This is a genomic window from Alkalihalobacillus phoenicis, from assembly GCF_047302405.1.
Classification (GTDB): domain Bacteria; phylum Bacillota; class Bacilli; order Bacillales; family Bacillaceae_D; genus Alkalihalobacillus.
Genome location: NZ_CP154853.1, coordinates 4,212,675 through 4,229,988 on the forward strand (window position 1 = coordinate 4,212,675; position 17,314 = coordinate 4,229,988).

Below are 17,314 nucleotides of genomic sequence, written 5' to 3' on the forward strand. Positions count from 1 at the left end.
AATAACTTTAATAAATAAATTTGGAGCTAAATGTAATAGGTTTAGAAAGACTCGCCCTGATAAATAGAGGAGTAGAATGTAACTAGTAACCTAGAAAGGGTGGAGAGGATAATGGTAGAGAAAATCAATCTTTCTTTTGAAGAAATGTGGGAGAAAATCATTGCATGCGATAGTAAATATGATGGGTTGTTTTTTACGGCGGTAAAAACAACGAAAATTTTCTGCCGGCCTTCTTGTCGATCGAGGAAACCTAAAAAAATAAATGTGGAATTCTTTTATGACATCAAAAAAGTTAAAGAAGCAGGTTTTCGTGCTTGTAAAAGGTGTCAGCCAGAATCTGCTCATTCTCCTCAGGTTGAATTGGTTAGAAATGTTATAACGTATTTAGTCAATCATTTTCATCAAAAGTTAGAATTACAAGATATTGCAAATCATGTTGGTATAAGTACCTATTATCTGGAACGGTTATTTAAACAAGAAATGTCAGAGACACCTCGTTCTTATTTGGAAAAAATACGAATAGATAAAGCGACACATCTTTTAACCAACACCGTTCAAACGAATCTTGAGATATGTTATGAGGTAGGCTTTCAAAGTCCATCCAATTTTTATAAAGTGTTTCGCCATTTGAAACATTGTACCCCGAGTGAATATCGAAAAAAGGGACAAAGGAGCTTCAGCAATGAGATGGAATGACCTAGAAACGGCAATTGAAATTTACCCGCCAGCTGAATTTAACTTTAAGGAATGTTTAACTTTTTTAGAGAGGTCTGAGCAAGAAATCTTGCATCAGGTGAGAGATGGGTATTTAGATAAGTTAATAAAAGTGAGAGGAGCGTTGATTTTATTAAGGATCAGGAGTACCTCACATATAATTCAAGTAGAATTCCCCGCAAACAGTACCACTTTCTGTATTCGTGAAGAAGTCGCTCAATTTGTATGGCAATGGTTTGATTTAGAGAGAGACCTTCGTTCATTTTATCAGATTGCTCAACAAGATAAGGTCTTACAGTCTATTGCCTTAAAATATGATGGTTTAAGGATAATAGGTATCCCTGATTTATTTGAAGCACTAACTTGGGCGATTATAGGCCAACAAATTAATTTAACATTTGCTTATACTTTAAAGAAACGATTTGTCGAGCACTTTGGTGAAAACCTAACTTTTGAAGGAGATAATTTCTGGGTATTCCCATCTCCTGAGAAAATCATAAGTATAAATGTAGATGAGCTGAGAGAACTTCAATTTGCGACGAGGAAGGCTGAATATATTATCGGCATAGCAAAGGCCATTACAGATGGTAAACTAACAAAAGAAATGTTGCAGCAAAAACAAGATTACGAGCAAATGAAAAAATTTTTAATCGAGTTCAGAGGGGTAGGAGAATGGACGGCAGATTATGTGATCATGAAATGTTTACAAGATCCTGTTGCTTTTCCGATAGCAGATGTAGGTCTACATAATGCCTTAAAATATCAACTAGGTCTTGAGCGAAAGCCTACGATTGAAGAAATCAAAGAGCTAGCAACAAATTGGGATGGTTGGCACGCATATGCCACCTTTTATTTATGGAGGTCATTGTATGAATAAGCTACATAAATTAGACTACGAATCGCCAATTGGAGTTATAGAAATAGTTGGAACAGGTGAAGCGGTCTATTCCATTTTGTTCTCTGAAAGGGATAAAGTCGAACATATTAGTCAGGATGAAGTTCCAGAAGTATTAACCAATTGTTATGAGCAGCTTGATGAATATTTTAAAGGGTTACGTCAAGAGTTTACCTTTCCATATTTGCTTGAAGGAACCAATTTTCAAAAAGGAGTATGGAAGGCTTTAACAAAAATACCTTATGCTCAAACAGGCTCATATAAAGATATTGCCCTTTCAATTGGGAATGAAAAAGCGATTAGAGCGGTTGGAAGTGCAAATGGTAGAAATAAGTTAAGTATTGTCATTCCTTGTCATCGAATTATTGGTTCAAATGGGAGTTTAACTGGATATGCAGGTGGTTTGTGGAGAAAAGAATGGCTGTTGAAGCATGAGAAGGGTTTTAAACGGGTTTGATATAGGTCTAGTTCTGCTAGCGGCGGGAAGAGTGTGAAACGGGAGACCCGGAAGTGACTTGTGCAACGGAGGCTCCTGTTTCACCCGCAGAAAGCGCAGAGCATGCAGCTCACGGAGGAAGCTAAATATCTAGTATATTAATACTGTTTCAAAGGATTTGAAAGAACTGTCAAAGCAAAGCTCTCTAAACATGTGAGACAATAAACTCGGCATTTCCTCTAAGCTCGTATGAAGTTAGTCCATTTGCGAGGATAAAATGTGTCCCTTTTTCAAGAGGGAATGACTGCTTATCTATTATAATCGAGCCGTTACCGTCCGTTATACTCACTTGTAAAAAATCATGTGTTAATGGCAGTTTAGCCGTTCCATTTAATTTCCAATGATACACGGTGAAATACTGTTCCTCTACTAGTTTTTTTTCCGTTAAGCCATCTATTATTCTTTCGGTCTGTTCAACAGCTGCATCTACATGTGGTACAGTTGTGACTTGCTTAGATCTGTCCAAATGGAGCTCGCGCTTTTGGCCGGCTGCATCGGTACGATCATAATCATATACACGATATGTAATATCTGAGCTTTGTTGCGTTTCTAAAATAACAATCCCTTCTCCAATTGCGTGTATCGTCCCGCTTGGAACGTATACAAAATCGCCCGCTTGAACGTTAACTTGTCTTAATAGGTCTTTCCATTGGCCATTGTCGATCATTTTCTCTAACTCAACTTTTGACTTAGCGTGATGACCGAGCACGAGTTTTGCACCTTCAATAGCACTTACTACATACCAGCATTCGGTTTTTCCGTAAGGGACGCCTTCTGCTTTTTGAGCAAATTGATCATCGGGGTGGACTTGTACAGAAAGATCATTGGCAGCATCTAATAGTTTAACTAATAAAGGATATTCCTCTACATTATCTGGCTTTTTGTTAAAAAGCTCACCATGATCATTCCAAGCATCGATTAAGGTTTTTCCTTTAAGTGGGCCATTTTTAATAATACTTGGTCCATGAGGGTGTGCAGAGATAACCCAAGCTTCTCCAGTTAAGTTAGAGGGGATATGATAGCCAAAATCCGTTTTCAATTTATTTCCACCCCAAATTCTTTCTTGAAAAATAGGTTGCAAAAAGATGGGTTCATTTTTATACATAATAACCTCCAAATAATTTGTAGAAACCGCATTATTTATTTCATTCATTTATACTATTCCGTATCTATCCGATAGAGCTGTTCATGAGGCGAGCCCTTCTAGAAAATCATGATGATAAGGCCAACAGCCTTCCAAAGTGCTCCTTTGTATGTCTAGGTACGTAATTTTACTTTTGCAATAATTGCTTCATATGGAGTAAGGGTGATTTCAGAAGTGTCTAGTCTCTCTCTTGGATGATTAGATAACAAAAAGTGATGAAGTACGATGTTTTGTAATGAAAAACTTACTTCCTCTTCATTGAAGTTTAATAGCACACAAAAACGTTCTTCGTTCCACTTACGAATGAACATTATCACTCCATTTTGTATGTTTAATTGCTCATAGGTACCAAAGGTGAAAACGTCGTAAGCTTTTCTTATGGAGATAAGCTTTTTATAAAATTGGAAGAGTGATTGTTCTTCTTTTAATTGTGCTGCAACATGAATAGTTGAGGCACTGTCAGCTACTTCAATCCATGGTTGGACTTCGGAAAAACCACCGTATGGAGAATCAGACCATTGCATAGGGGAGCGTGATTGGTCTCTTCCTTTTTCATTAGCGAAACTTAGTGCTTCCTTTGAGGTTTTGCCTTCCTTTTTTGCTAGTTCATATGCTGTAACTCCTTGTACATCACGCATCTTCTCTATATTGTCTAAGATAAGGTTACGCATGCCAATTTCATCGCCATAATAAATGAAGGGGATACCTTTAGCTGTTAACATGAACGTTGCAAATAGTTTAGCTCTTGCTTCTTCCTCTCCTTCTTTCCCGAATCGTGAAATAAACCTTGGCATGTCATGGCTACCAAAGAAGAGGGTTGGAATTTGTTCTTCTTGGTAGACCTCTTCAGTTTTCTCCAATGCTGAGAATACCTTGTTAACATCGTAAGTTTCGATGCTTCCTATATTAAAGTTAAAAACAACATCTAATTTATTTGCTCCACCGTATTGGGACAGCACGTCAATATCATCAGAACCAACTTCTCCAACGAGGAATTTATCTCTGTAATTTTGGTGAATAAACGCAGAAATTTCCTTTATGGTATGCTGAATTCCTTCTTGGTCTTTATCGTATTTATGAATCTGCTCTCCTTTAACATTAACAGGATTATCAGGGAATGTATTCGTCACTGTTAGGAAATTAATCACATCTAATCGAAAGCCATCAATGCCTTTATCTAACCAAAACTTCATTACATCGAACAGTGCTTCTTTGACTTCTCGGTTTGCCCAATTTAAATCCACTTGTTCTTTTGCGAACGCGTGATAATAGTACTGTCCAGAAGCTTGATCATATTCCCAAGCTGTACCACCAAAAAACGACTCCCAATTGTTTGGTTCCTTGCTGTTAACAGGGTCCTTCCATATATACCAATCTCGCTTCGTATGGTCTTTAGAAGAGAGCGCCTCTTGAAACCACGTATGGGCAGAGGATGTATGGTTTAACACTAAGTCGGCAATGACTTTAATCCCGCGTTTATGGGCTTGAGTAAGAAAATGTTCAAAGTCATCCATCGTTCCATAATCTTCATCGATGTTATAATAATCGGAGATGTCATAGCCATTGTCTATTTTGGGAGATGGATAGAAGGGAGTGAGCCATAGACCGTTTACCCCAAGTTCTTTAAAATAATCAAGCTTCGCCGTTAAGCCTTGAAAGTCTCCAATTCCATCTTTGTTTCCATCAGCAAAACTTGGCATATACACTTCATAAAAAACAGCAGATCTCCACCAGACGCTCATCATTTATACTCCTTTAATATATGAAAGGCTGTCGAGACTTCCTCAACAGCCTAACGGATATTCGTCAATCTATTTATTCTTTTTCGTATTCTAAAAATGGATCTATGATATCAATCGATTGTACCTCTGCATCGCTGACACCGGTATATAGGGTCGCTTTCCCAGCGTTATTTCGTACTAGCCCTGCACTAAATAGAACATCTTCTAAATCTGGTCGTTTTGCTGGACCTGGTAGAAAGTTTGCTCGTTCGGCAATGATTTTCATTTCAGAGTATTCTCCTGTGAGAGGATCGAGACAAAATGTCATTGGATAGTAGTGGCGTACATCACCTTCTGAGAATTTTGCGATATGTCCAAGGACCCCAATTTTTCCATTGGAAAGTAGCGTCGCTTCATTACAGCCACCCCATTCTTCATCATTGAATTGCTCCAAAAGAGGTGCATCATAAATGACAGAAGCTGTTAAGTCGGTTAATTTGTTTATAATTGCAAATCCAATTTTTCCACGACCGCCTTTTTGACCTTGAGGACGAGAGAAGACCGCGATCTTGCCATCATTAAGCTGGACAATCCGAATATCTTTCATACCCTCAGGACCAGTTGTTAGCTCTTCTAAGTTTGTTAAGTCAGTGCCATAGTAAAATTTCGCTCTCCAGCCGAGATGGTTCGGATCCTCAGGATGAGAGAAAATTTCGGTTCCTCCAAAGACAATCTTATCATCAATAAATGAAACATAAGGATCTTGTAATGTATATTGAGGAATTTCAGCTTTAGGGCTATAGTTTCCTTTGTCATTTAAAGTAAAAAATACAGCTTTTGAATGCTCGCTATCCCGTTTTTCTACTCGTCCGATTACATATGTTTCTCCATTCCATTTAAAGGGTGCAGTAGGATTGTATACATCAAAGCCTTCGACCCCTTCGAATAGAATTTTCGACGGATTGTTTAGTACTGATTGTCCATTTCGAAACTGTTGTAATAGTTGATTCACTAATTGTAAGGTCACGTTTCTATTCCTCCTCATCTTCTAGTCCTAAAGCGACATATAGTTCATCAATAGTTATTTCTGCTAAAGCCATGACTTCATCAGATGCCCCGTAGTATATTTTCACATGGTTCTCTTTAACGGTTACACCACATGTAAACACAACTTGACCGAAGAAGCCGTATTTTTCGTAATCTGCAGTTGGTTCTAAAATCGGTTTACTTGTTTTGGCAATAATGTTGCTTGGATCGTTCAAATCCGTAATAAAAGCACCTAAACAGTAACGGTGGTCCTTATCTGCTGCGTGATAAATATGAACCCAACCTTTTTCTGTTTTAAAGGATGGTGCACCGCCACCAATACGTCCATTTTCCCAGTTATCATCTTCGGCTACGGATAAAAGGTGTTGATGGTTCCCCCAAGTAAGCAAGTCATCGGAAGTCGCGATCCAAATATCGGGATTTCCAAATGCTTTCGGTACTGGACGATGGTAGGCGATGTATTTACCGTTTATTTTCTCTGGGAAAATAGACACATCCTTATTTTCTGGAGGGAAGATAATCCCCATTCGTTCATAATCGATAAAATCCCTCGTACGAATAAGAGCAGTTGCTGCTCCTAATTTTGATACAGCTGTATAGTTAATGTAGTACCAATCTTCCATCTTAGTAATACGTGGATCTTCAATACCCCATGTTTCATACTTGCCTTCAGGGAAGATAAACGGTTTGTCCTCTACTTCAAAATGTACCCCATCAGTGCTGCGGGCGATTCGAAGGTGAGAAAGCGATGTTAAGTATACGGTTTTAGGGTTGTCCTTACGATTCAAAATGACTCTTGAATCAGAAAAGTCGTATAAATGAGCATCGTTTTCTTTATGCAATGTTTTAACTGTTAGAGAGTATTTATTATCCTTATTCTTTTCTAAAAAAGGAAGTTTGACTTCAAGTTCGTTGTCAGTCTTTACACTTTCAGCTACACGAAGTAATAGAATCGTTTCTCCTTTGTATTCCGTTACTCCTGCGTTAAAGGCACCATCTACATGAAAATCTAAACGAGATGGTTTTACGTCAGTTGTTTTGATGATTGGGTTTTTTAGATGTCTACTGATCTTAATACTCACTTTGTTAACCTACCTTTTTGGAATGATACTCACTTAAATTGAAGTCGTAAAGATTTTTTGTCTATAGAACCATCAGTAGTTTTTGCTACCACTGAAAGGCGTTTTGTTCCATTCGAGAAATCTTTAGTATGAAGCTCTATTTTCTCATCTGCTTTAAATGTAAAAGACTCTCCGTCAATTTCAACTGTAACTTTGTCTATTTCTGCTTCATAGTTAGCGGCGATAAGAAGCTCAACGGTGAACTTCCCTGAGACACTATCGTTGTTATTGAGATTAACAATATTTATCGTTGCAACATCACGAGAGATAAACTTATTGTCGACGTAATAGTTTTTATCTTCGTTTTGAATCGTTGAGCCAGCTGGTAATTCAATAAGAACGAGAGCATCATCGCTCTCTATGGTCACTTTTGTAGCACCTGTTACATTTGATGCTACAATCGAATTTTTCATGGAATTATATAAATCAACCGCATCTTCTGATTGAACCTCATATTCAATTTCTTTCTTTTCTTCATATGGGTTGAAAAACAAAGATGTTGGAAAATCATGTTCATTAAAAAATTGTGTTGCTTGTAAGTCTAAACGAAGGATTTTCTCAATATTCGTTTCTTCAATTAGTGCAGCAAAAATGCCAGTATGTGCTCCGCTATATAAAGAAAAGTCTGTTTCTGCCCAGTCATAGACAGTCGGGTCTCCGCCAAACCATGGGGTACGTCCTTGGCTATCTTTTCTAATTCCTTCATATGGAATCGCTTTTTTAATTAACGGGTCGATGTCGTTACATTCATTGTTAAAATACGTACAAGATTGATTGGTTGGGTTTGTTTCCGTTGCGAAATAATAACGTGAATTACTCGCTGCATGTAACATCCATTTCCCGATGCTTTTGGCAAAGCGAGGGTCGTATTGAACAGTCGGTGCAATCGCTCCCGCTGCTGCGAACGTATTCATTGAGAATGCGTAGCCACCACCGTCTGATGCTGAGCCGTACAACCCATTTATATCATATTCGCCCCAATGACCAACGATAGAACCCCAGCCACCACGTGGAATAGAAGAAGCATTAAAATTATCATTTAAGAAGTTTTCAATGTCGTAATTCGTTCCGTGGAAAGCGTTTAATTTCGCTGCTAAATAAGGGCCAAAGTACATTAAGGCCTCATATAATGGACTACCAAAATAAGTTTCCATATAATCCATCGTGTTGATGGCTGCTTCAAGATATTTCTCATCGCCTGTCATTTCGTAGCCGTAATACATAAGAAGACCAATTCCGACGGCACTGTCTGGCTCCTCCCATACACCATTACGATACGGTTCCATTGTTAAGAAGTTGAACCCAGTATAGTCAAAGTCTGGTTCGCCAGTATCGTACATAATTACGTAAGCTTGATACCAGCTTTCGATGGCTGCTAATGTTTGCTCACGTAACACGTCTTCGTCTTCATATAAATCAGATACATGTGCAAAGAGGATGGTAGGGTATAGCAAGTACCACATCGAAGTCGTCTCACTGCTACCAGCCGGGTTATTCAAGACGATTTGTTCTTGTTCACTAAAAAAAGCACTTAATTGCTCGACATAATTTTTGTCTCCTGACTTATCAGTGCCTAAGAGACTAGCACTTACAATCGCAGCAATATTCGTGACAGCTTCCTGTGCTCCGTCATTGTGAAGACGCCCATCCCCGACATAAGCGGGTAGACCAAAAGATTGATAGGTTGTATCTTCCCATATTAAGGGGAGGTACTTTCCATCTGCTTCAGCGTTGAATACAAGTTCATCAAATAGCATAGCTCTTTCTTTCCAGTTAATTAGTTTATAGTCTTTTGGAGTATTTTGATTATATAACTCGACACGTTGTAGGTTTTTGTTGAAGCTCGATTCATTCATCGTAGTCTCTTCCTTATTACAAGCAACGGCCATTACGAGTATAATGGCCATTGCAAGTAAACCTATTTTTCTATTAAGGAAGTTCATACAACATTCCCCCTTAATAAAATTATTGTTGATTTAACATTTTAACTTCTGTTACTTCTACTTCAGCTTCAGGGCCGCCAGTTGCATACACCCAAATCACACCTTCTACTTCTTCACCATATAAGCTGATAAAGTCTTCGCCAACTTTGTCTGCGATATCTACTGCAGCATAATTGTTCCATTTAAAGTTGTTATCCTCAATTAAATATACGCCCCATGCATGCTCTTCAATCTCAGGTGTAGTTGGAACAAACTTTGCTCCCCATTGGAATTCATCAGCACTTTCTTTAATTTGAATGAAGAACATGGGATCCTTAGAGAAATCAAGCGTGATAGGCTCGGATTGTACGCCACCCCAACCATCTTCTGCAGCTTGTACAATCGCTACGTCGTCACCAAGAGAAGCAGAACCTTCTCCGCCACCAGGTGTTACCATAGAAGTCCAATCAGCAATTTCTTCTGCTGATTGTGTGTAGAAGAATAAGTCTTCAGCACTTTCTTGTTGCTGACAACCTACTGCTAAGCCAAGAATTGCGATAAAACCGATGGACATAAAAACTTTTTTCAACATGTAAATCTCCCCCTAAATGTCGTGTATGTTTTATCCTTTAATTCCTGACATTTTAATTCCATCTGTAAAATAACGTTGTGCAAACAGTAGGAATAAAATAACAGGTAGTAAGGCCAAGAATGATGCGGCCATTAATGGGCCCCATAAAGTCTCACCAGTCATGTTACTAAAAGAAGCAAGTCCAAGTTGGATTGTATATTTGTCTGGTGAGTTAATGTAAATAAGTTGTCCTAATAAGTCATTCCATGTACCCATAAACGACCAAAGTCCAATTGTGACAAGAGCAGCTTTTGATAATGGAATAAATATTTGGATGAATATTTGAAAATAATTTGCCCCATCGAGAATTGCTGATTCTTCTAGCTCCTTTGGAAATGTTTCAAAATACATTCGTAAGAAGAAGATAAAAGAAGCTGAACCAAAGTAAGCCGGTAAGATTAATGGTACATAACTATCGGAAAATCCTAGGGTTGACCAAACGATAAACGTTGGAATCATTGTTACTTCGTAAGGAAGCATCATTGTCGCAAGTAAAAGCATAAATAAGGCGTTTTTATATTTAAATTTAAAACGTGCGAAGCCGTATGCAACTAAAGCTGAGACAAAGACTTCTCCACCAATTTTTAGGGCAGCAATTAAGAATGTATTAAACATGTATCTGCCAATCGGAATAACTTCCATAGCTCTAACAAAGTTTTCTAAATATAAGACCGTTGGGAGCCATTTTATCGGTACAGTGAAAATCTCACTATCTGGTTTCAGAGCTGTACTTAACATCCAAAAGAATGGCAGTAACATCGCGACCGATCCTAATGTGAGGAAGAAGTATAGATAGAACTTTCCGATCCGACTCTTTTTATTCTTTTTGTTCATTTCGTACAACCCCTTTATCCTGTATGAACCCAATATTTTTTGCTGACATTAACTATAATTGTTAGGCCGAGGATAATAACGAATAGTACCCAAGCAAGTGCGGTAGCATATCCCATATTGTAAAAAGAGAAGGCTTGTTCATATAGATACACCATATAGAACGTCCCTTGATTACCTGCCCCACCTAAAATATAGGCGTCCGTAAACTTTCTAAATGCCGCGATAATTCCCATGATCATGTTATAAAAAATAATCGGTGTTATGAGTGGCATCATAATGTGTCGAACCTTTTGCAAAAAGTTCGCCCCATCTAATTCTGCCGATTCGTATAGTTCTTGTGGAATATCCTTTAATCCAACTAGGTATGTGAGTAATCCTCCGCTCGCCCCCCATAAGGCCATGACTAAATAGGAGGGAAGGACCCAGTTCGGGTCATATAACCAGTTAGGTCCTTCTAGTCCAATAAGGTTTAAGAGAGAGTTGATTACGCCATAATTTGGATCCAACACCCATTTGAAAACAATTGCAACGGCAACCCCTGATACGATGGCTGGCATATAAAAAATCGTTCGGTATATACCAACAAATCGCAATTTATTATTTAAGAGCACTGCTACCATAAAGGCAGTCGCAATCGTTAAAGGAACAGCAAAAATCGCATATCTTACCGTAATCCATAAAGATTCATAAAACATTGGGTCGTTAAAAATTCTTTCAAAGTTTTCAAAGCCAATAAAGTTTGGTGTCCCAATGATTGTCCAGTCAGTTAACGATACATAGAGTGCAACAAGCATTGGAAAGATGGTAAAGGCAATTAATCCGATCAACCAAGGGAGTATAAAATAAAACCCGACACGTTGTTTTGGCATAGTTTATCCTCCGTTTTATTTGCGGTTCGCTATTTGTTCACGCGAAAATTCCGCAATTTCTTTTGCTTTTTGATGGTAGTCATATACACCTGGGTCATTTAACATCCCTGTGTAAAGCTCAACCCATAATCTGTTATTAATAACATTCCATTCAGAAATGTAATTTGCTGAGCGGGCAATATTTAACGCATGCTCAATCGTTTCTAAAGCAGGCTCTTTAAGTGGATCGATTTCGATTACTTTATCGACTTGTCCTTGTAGGGGAGAAGCGACTTTCCATTTAAAGAATTCTAATGTCATATCTTCTAATGCTTGGAAAGCTAATTCGTCATCACTACATTCTATTTTCATTACGGTTGAAGCGGTCCAGTCAAACGAGTGTGCTTGTCCATCTAAGCCAACTGGCATCGGAGCGTAACCGATTTCAAACTGTTCATCAGCAGGCAATTTAGAAATTTTTTCTTCAAAGTTATCTTGAATACCACCCATGAAAGTGGCAGAACGCTGTTTTTCAAACCAAACATTATTCGACCCTAAGCTAGATACTTCTGCATAAGATGGTGTAATGTTTGAAACAAGAATATCGTTTAAAATATCTAATCCTTGTAACGATTCTGCAGAGTCTAATAAAACTTCTTCTCCGTCTTCTCCAATGATGTCTCCACCACCAGCCCAAATAAATGTTTCAATGTTCGGCCAACCATCTACCACGGTTCCGAATTGTTGATAGTTGTTTCCGTTAGTATCTTCTTTTTGAGTGGTTAGTTGCTTAGCAATTTTAATGAATTCATCCCAAGTCCAATCTTCCGTTGGGCTTGGATATGGAATGCCTGCATCGTCAAATAAATCTTTGTTGTAATACATCATTAATGGGTTAGCGATCCAAGGTACACCGTAATATTTGTCATCATGTGTTGCCGAAGCTAGTACGCCTTCATAAAAATATTCAGGTTTTAAATTTTCACTTTCTTCTAGGTGACTTGAAAGGTCTGATATTGCACCTAAATCAGCATAACGAGAAATTAATTCCTGTGTCATCCAGAAGAAATCTGGTGAGTTGTTCGATGAAATTAGTGTTGAAATTTTAATATAGTAGTCAGAAGGAATACTTAAAGTTTTAATTGTGTATTCTCCATTAGCGTTTTCATTAACGCGATCTACAATTTCATTAAATTCTTTCAATTCTTCTCCAGCAGCCCAAGTTGCGAAGGTAAAAACATTGTTTCCTTCTCCACAAAGACTCTTCCCTCCATTGCTACAAGCGGAAAATAGAAGAAGAGATACAACAAGGATCGTTACAAGTTTTACTTTTTTAAAAAGAGCCATTTATTTATCCCCTCACTAAATAAAATTTACGTTATTAATAACGTTATTTAAATTGTTTGTATTTAAAATTTAGCATAGTGCTAAATAGGGTGTCAAGCGCTTACATTGTTTAATTATGAGTTATAATTTATATAATGTAGTTGTTTATTGTGTACAAAAATTACGTAACATGTTAATTTAATTATATAAAAAAGAAGATGATGTAACTATTTTACATTAGTTTAACTAAAGATGAGTTGTTTTATTACGTTATTAAGGAGTGTGGGAAGTGAGTAAGAAAGTAACGATGCAAGATATTTCTGATATTGTTGGAGTAAGTAAAGTAACGGTTTCAAAAGTATTTAATAATAGAAATGATATATCTGATGAAGTTAAAGAAAAGGTATTAAAAGTGGCAGATGAATTAGGATATCGTTATAATCCTGGGGTTAAAACGTTAAAAACGGGGATTACCAATAATATTGGGGTATTGGTTTCAGAATTATTTTTAGAAAAAGATGAAAATTTTTATGTAAATATTTTTAAGCATTTGTATCAAGCAGCTGAGGAGAATCAATATAACTTATTTTTATCAGTCGTACGTAAGTCGCAATTAAAGGTTTTAGAGTTGCCGAATATTTGTAAAGAACAAAAGGCTGATGGGTTCGTTATTTTAGGGGAGTTACCGGAGGAATACATTCAAGAAATGATGAAGTATGACCTTCCAATTGTACTCGTTGACTTTACGATGCGTGATTTGGAGCTCGATAGTATTGTGACGAATAACTTTGAGGCAAGTTATATGGCGACAAATTATTTAATTAGCAAGGGACATCGTGAAATTGGATTTGTCGGTAACATGAAAATGACAAAAAGCATTATGGATCGATACTTAGGCTTCTGTAAAGCGATGTTTGAATATGATTTAGAAGTGAAAGAGAAATATATGATCAAAGAGCGTGACGATGAAAAGAATGAAATTGATTATAAATTAGGGGACGATTTGCCGACTGCATTTATATGTAACAATGATAAAGCGGCATATGATCTCATTAAAAAGCTACAAGCAAATGGGAAGTCTGTGCCAGGGACTTGTTCAGTGATTGGGTTTGATGATGTCACTCATAGTATTTTCTCCGAACCGAAAATTACAACGATGCGTGTACGAAAAGATACGATGGCAGACTATGCGATTAGCCGTATTATTGCGAAGCTCAAAGACAAAGAGATTTCAACAGAAAAGATAAGTATTGATGCTGATTTAATTGAACGTGAGTCGGTAAGAGGGTTGAGTGTATAGTAAGGAGTTCTTTGCTGAAAGTTTGTTACGTTACAGTCAAGTGGAGGAGAAGGGTAGTTTAATGATTATGAGTATACACGACTATAATTAAGTATCGTGTGTGTTTACGGCACTTTATGGGGTAGTGAATAAGCAGATCTGCGTTTTTAATTATATGGATATAATGATTGTCTAGGAGCAGAAAGATAATGCTCCTAGATTTTGAAGGTGATATTACCGAATACAAAAGAGCCTATTTCATTTATGCTACGGATTATGGGGTTAAAGTTTATCAGTACAAAGCTGGTATCCAAATCCCTTAACTGTCTTAATTATTGTTGAGTGGCCTGTGGAACTTTCTAATTTTTTTCTTAAATTGCTAATGTGGACCTTCAGTGTTCTTGTTTCTCCAAGGCTTTCAACCCCCCATATCATTGTATACAGTTCTTGTGCACTAAATGTTTTGTTCGGATATTGGGCGAGAATTGATAATATTTGGAATTCCTTATTGGACAAGTAGATGTTCTCGCCGTTTACTAAAACCATTTGTGTGTGAAAGTTGAAAGTAATCTTATTCGTCTTTAATTTCTCTGGCATTTGAATGGAGAGAGGGTTATGAGTTAATCTTTCATTTATAATAGGAGTTCTTCGCAAGTTTGCTTTAATTCGGGCAGTAAGTTCGTACAAATCAAATGGTTTTGTTATATAGTCATCTCCACCTAACTCTAACCCGTGAATGACATCAAATCCATCGTCTAAACAACTAACAAAGATGATAGGGACATTGGAAAGTTCCCTTATTTTTCTACAAACCTCAAACCCGTTTAAATCAGGCAGTTGAACGTCTAGCAAGACTAAATTTGGTTGTTCCGATTTAAATAATTCCAGTGCACTAAACCCAGTCGAACTAGCAATCGTATCAAACCCGTTAGCCTGAAGAGCGGTCATTAAAAAATTTTGAATATCTATATCATCTTCTAATATTAAAATGGTTGAGTTCATTTAGAGTCTCCTTTAAATTTTTATAAAAACAACTTAACTACTCTTTATTTTCAGACCTTGATGAAAACGTCGGGTAGCCAGCTTATCTAGAGTTTATAAAAATAACTGTAAGCTTCCTGAAAAGATTACGCTTTTCTGATTACTTGCACAGGAAGTTTAATCAAAAAACAACTTCCTTCATCAAGAACACTTTTAGCTGAAATAGTTCCTCCGTGCTTTTCAATAATTTCTTTACAAATGGCGAGGCCTATACCAGATCCTGAATTTTTAATTAAGGGGTCTTTAGTTTTAACAAAACGTTTAAAAATATTTGGAACTAATGTAGGTTCTATGCCGACCCCGTTATCACATATCTCAATTTGAAAGATTCCCACTTCTTTTTGATATTCCGTTTCCTTTTTAAAGCTTCCTTTCATAAGAATAGAGCCACCTTGTGGAGTAAACTTTATAGCATTGCTTATGATGTTAGAGATAACTTGTTCGAAACGAACGATATCGATATCCAACAATAATGTATATTCTTCTGGAAGATTCGACGGCTGTATATATTCATAATTTATCCCTGCTTTTTCTATATCAAATTTGAAGCGATTAAATAAATAATCAAGTAAGGGAACTGGTTCTGTTTCTTCAAAAATAAACTCAAAATAGCCTTCATCCATTTTAGCTAGAACAAGTAAGTCTTTTGTTAAATGGTTAAGTAACTTTGTTTTTTCATAAGCGATGTTCGAATATTTTTCCAGCTCTTTAGATTGTAAATTCGATTGTATAAGTTGAATATATCCTTGAATCGATTGTAAAGGTGTACCGATTTCATGAGCAACAGAAGAAAAAAACTCTTTTCTGGACTGTTCAATAGATTGGAGTTTGTCATTTTTTTCTTGTAACTCTAGTGTTCGTTCCTTAACTTTTTGTTCTAACTTTGTATTTGCTTTTTGGATTTCTTCTGATAATGATTCTACTTGAGAGAAGACTTTTGAATTCTTTTTAGCAATTATAATGGTTTGGGCAAATAAAAAGATGCAGGCAGCAACATTCGTAAGGTCTGCCCTATGGGTCAAAGAATTATAATACAAGATGTCATTAACTGCTGCTAACATTAAGAAACAAATTGAGAAGAAATTTAGATAGGCTCCCTCTCTTTTTCGAGTTAAAGCTAGTGTAACGGTATAAAGATAGAAGAAAAACGTAATTACTAAAAAAACTTCAAAAGCTTTCATAAAGTGAGTAAAAATATAAGCTGGAAATAGTGTAGTCAGACTAAACAAAATGCTAATAACAACGAGCACATGAGCGACTTTACGATTCATTTCATTAGGGAAGAGATAGAATAAAAAAATCGTAACGACCATAAGCCCAACATAAATGGTTAGATATTCTAATTTAACACTTACTGCCCATGAAAAAGTAGGAAATAAGTATATAAGTAACATTTCTCCAACCAAAAGAGTACGGATTGAAATGAAAAGGCATAAAAGACCTAAAAATAAAGGTAGCTTAGTTGTTGCTCGAAAAAAGTAGAAAGACAAAAGATAAAAACCGAGAGCAAGAAGTGTACTAGCAATAAATAACTCTTGAATAAAATTTAATTCCCTTTGTTTGTTAATTTCTTGAGCAATACCAAATTTAATTGGGGCCCACATTCCACCTTTTCTTTGCGAAAAATTAGAAACTTGCATAACAATTTCAATTTCAGTCGATTGTGGAACAAATGAAGCTGTTTGAGAATAGGATTTTGGTTTCATACTTTGTCTGTCAGTACCAACTACACCATTTGATGCAAGCAGCTCTCCATTTACCCATAATTTAAAGGAGGAAGCGACGGATGGTATATACAAAGCCATTAGTTTGTTGATGTCTTCTTTATTTACGGTCATTCTTAGATGATAAGTCCCGAACCCAGTGTTTGAAAGGGTTTTATTTCCTGAATATTCAGCCTCTTCGAAGGTGCTAGGTGCTTGAATATATGTATGGTTATTTAATCTAGAGGTATGAGGCTTAAAGTCTTCTGGGGTTAATAATTCATTCCAATAAAACGCCCAGTCCCCTTCCAAAGCTATAACCTGATTAGCCAGTGGAACTTCGCTAATGTCTAAGTGTCCCTGGTTTATTTCGTGTTGATAGTTATCCCCAGCCTCGACTATAGGGGGAGTGAAAGTAAAAATTGATAGAAAGAAAGCTAGAAAATAAATTTTTTTAATTTTCATGTCATGTTCCGCCTTTTAAGGTTAAGAAACTTTTACCTAGTTTCTAAAAAAATTACATAGTCTAGGCTATTATTACTACTTTATAATTAGGATAGAAGTAACTCAAATTTTGTCGAAGTGATTTAGG

At 36.7% G+C, this 17,314-nt stretch carries 15 protein-coding genes; 4 read left to right on the top strand and 11 right to left on the bottom strand.

Translation table 11 applies throughout. The features are described from left to right. Window positions 1-111 precede the first annotated feature (111 nt). From AA0017_RS19840 to AA0017_RS19850, 3 genes are read left to right on the top strand one after another with little or no spacing between them, the layout of a single operon-like run. Entirely contained in the window at window positions 112-696 is a 585-nt protein-coding gene (locus tag AA0017_RS19840; RefSeq protein WP_413377261.1) for a bifunctional transcriptional activator/DNA repair enzyme AdaA, read from the top strand. Next, entirely contained in the window at window positions 683-1,591 is a 909-nt protein-coding gene (locus AA0017_RS19845) for a DNA-3-methyladenine glycosylase family protein (protein ID WP_413377263.1), read from the top strand. Before AA0017_RS19840 ends, AA0017_RS19845 begins: the two co-directional genes overlap by 14 nt. Then, entirely contained in the window at window positions 1,584-2,066 is a 483-nt protein-coding gene (locus AA0017_RS19850; protein WP_413377264.1) for a methylated-DNA--[protein]-cysteine S-methyltransferase, read from the top strand. Before AA0017_RS19845 ends, AA0017_RS19850 begins: the two co-directional genes overlap by 8 nt. A gap of 184 nt (window positions 2,067-2,250) precedes the next feature. Here the strand turns inward: AA0017_RS19850 and manA are convergent, their stop codons facing one another. From manA to AA0017_RS19895, 9 genes are all read right to left on the bottom strand, one after another. Then, complete coding sequence (manA, locus tag AA0017_RS19855; RefSeq protein WP_413377266.1) at window positions 2,251-3,210, bottom strand: mannose-6-phosphate isomerase, class I; 960 nt, start codon at window positions 3,208-3,210, stop codon at window positions 2,251-2,253. A 152-nt stretch (window positions 3,211-3,362) separates the two neighbouring features. Then, window positions 3,363-4,991, bottom strand: a complete 1,629-nt coding sequence (locus AA0017_RS19860) for a glycoside hydrolase family 13 protein (RefSeq protein ID WP_413377268.1) — start codon at window positions 4,989-4,991, stop codon at window positions 3,363-3,365. Window positions 4,992-5,064: 73 nt separating this feature from the next. After that, window positions 5,065-5,997, bottom strand: a complete 933-nt coding sequence (locus AA0017_RS19865; protein WP_413377270.1) for a DUF1861 family protein — start codon at window positions 5,995-5,997, stop codon at window positions 5,065-5,067. Window positions 5,998-6,001: 4 nt separating this feature from the next. Beyond that, window positions 6,002-7,099, bottom strand: a complete 1,098-nt coding sequence (locus AA0017_RS19870) for a glycoside hydrolase family 130 protein (protein ID WP_413377272.1) — start codon at window positions 7,097-7,099, stop codon at window positions 6,002-6,004. 29 nt (window positions 7,100-7,128) lie between these two features. Further along, window positions 7,129-9,081, bottom strand: coding sequence for a hypothetical protein (locus AA0017_RS19875; protein WP_413377274.1), 1,953 nt, complete (start codon window positions 9,079-9,081; stop codon window positions 7,129-7,131). 22 nt (window positions 9,082-9,103) lie between these two features. Beyond that, window positions 9,104-9,652 carry a hypothetical protein gene (locus tag AA0017_RS19880; RefSeq protein ID WP_413377276.1) on the bottom strand — a complete coding sequence of 183 codons (549 nt, stop codon included), beginning with the start codon at window positions 9,650-9,652 and terminating at the stop codon, window positions 9,104-9,106. Window positions 9,653-9,682: 30 nt separating this feature from the next. Further along, window positions 9,683-10,525 (bottom strand): carbohydrate ABC transporter permease, encoded by an 843-nt coding sequence (locus AA0017_RS19885; RefSeq protein ID WP_413377278.1) that lies wholly within the window; start codon window positions 10,523-10,525, stop codon window positions 9,683-9,685. 14 nt (window positions 10,526-10,539) lie between these two features. After that, window positions 10,540-11,394 carry a carbohydrate ABC transporter permease gene (locus tag AA0017_RS19890; protein WP_413377280.1) on the bottom strand — a complete coding sequence of 285 codons (855 nt, stop codon included), beginning with the start codon at window positions 11,392-11,394 and terminating at the stop codon, window positions 10,540-10,542. Between the two features lie 15 nt (window positions 11,395-11,409). Then, window positions 11,410-12,720, bottom strand: a complete 1,311-nt coding sequence (locus tag AA0017_RS19895; protein WP_413377282.1) for an ABC transporter substrate-binding protein — start codon at window positions 12,718-12,720, stop codon at window positions 11,410-11,412. Window positions 12,721-12,988: 268 nt separating this feature from the next. Here AA0017_RS19895 and AA0017_RS19900 point away from each other — a divergent pair, with 268 nt between their 5' ends. Next, window positions 12,989-13,999, top strand: a complete 1,011-nt coding sequence (locus AA0017_RS19900) for a substrate-binding domain-containing protein (protein ID WP_413377284.1) — start codon at window positions 12,989-12,991, stop codon at window positions 13,997-13,999. A 261-nt stretch (window positions 14,000-14,260) separates the two neighbouring features. On the opposite strand, the gene AA0017_RS19905 is transcribed toward AA0017_RS19900, so the two are convergent. Together AA0017_RS19905 and AA0017_RS19910 are read right to left on the bottom strand one after the other, a co-directional pair. Further along, window positions 14,261-14,980, bottom strand: coding sequence for a response regulator transcription factor (locus tag AA0017_RS19905; RefSeq protein ID WP_413377286.1), 720 nt, complete (start codon window positions 14,978-14,980; stop codon window positions 14,261-14,263). 125 nt (window positions 14,981-15,105) lie between these two features. Next, a complete protein-coding gene (locus AA0017_RS19910; protein ID WP_413377288.1) occupies window positions 15,106-17,187 on the bottom strand; it encodes a sensor histidine kinase in 2,082 nt (693 codons plus the stop codon). Between the last annotated feature and the right edge of the window lie 127 nt (window positions 17,188-17,314).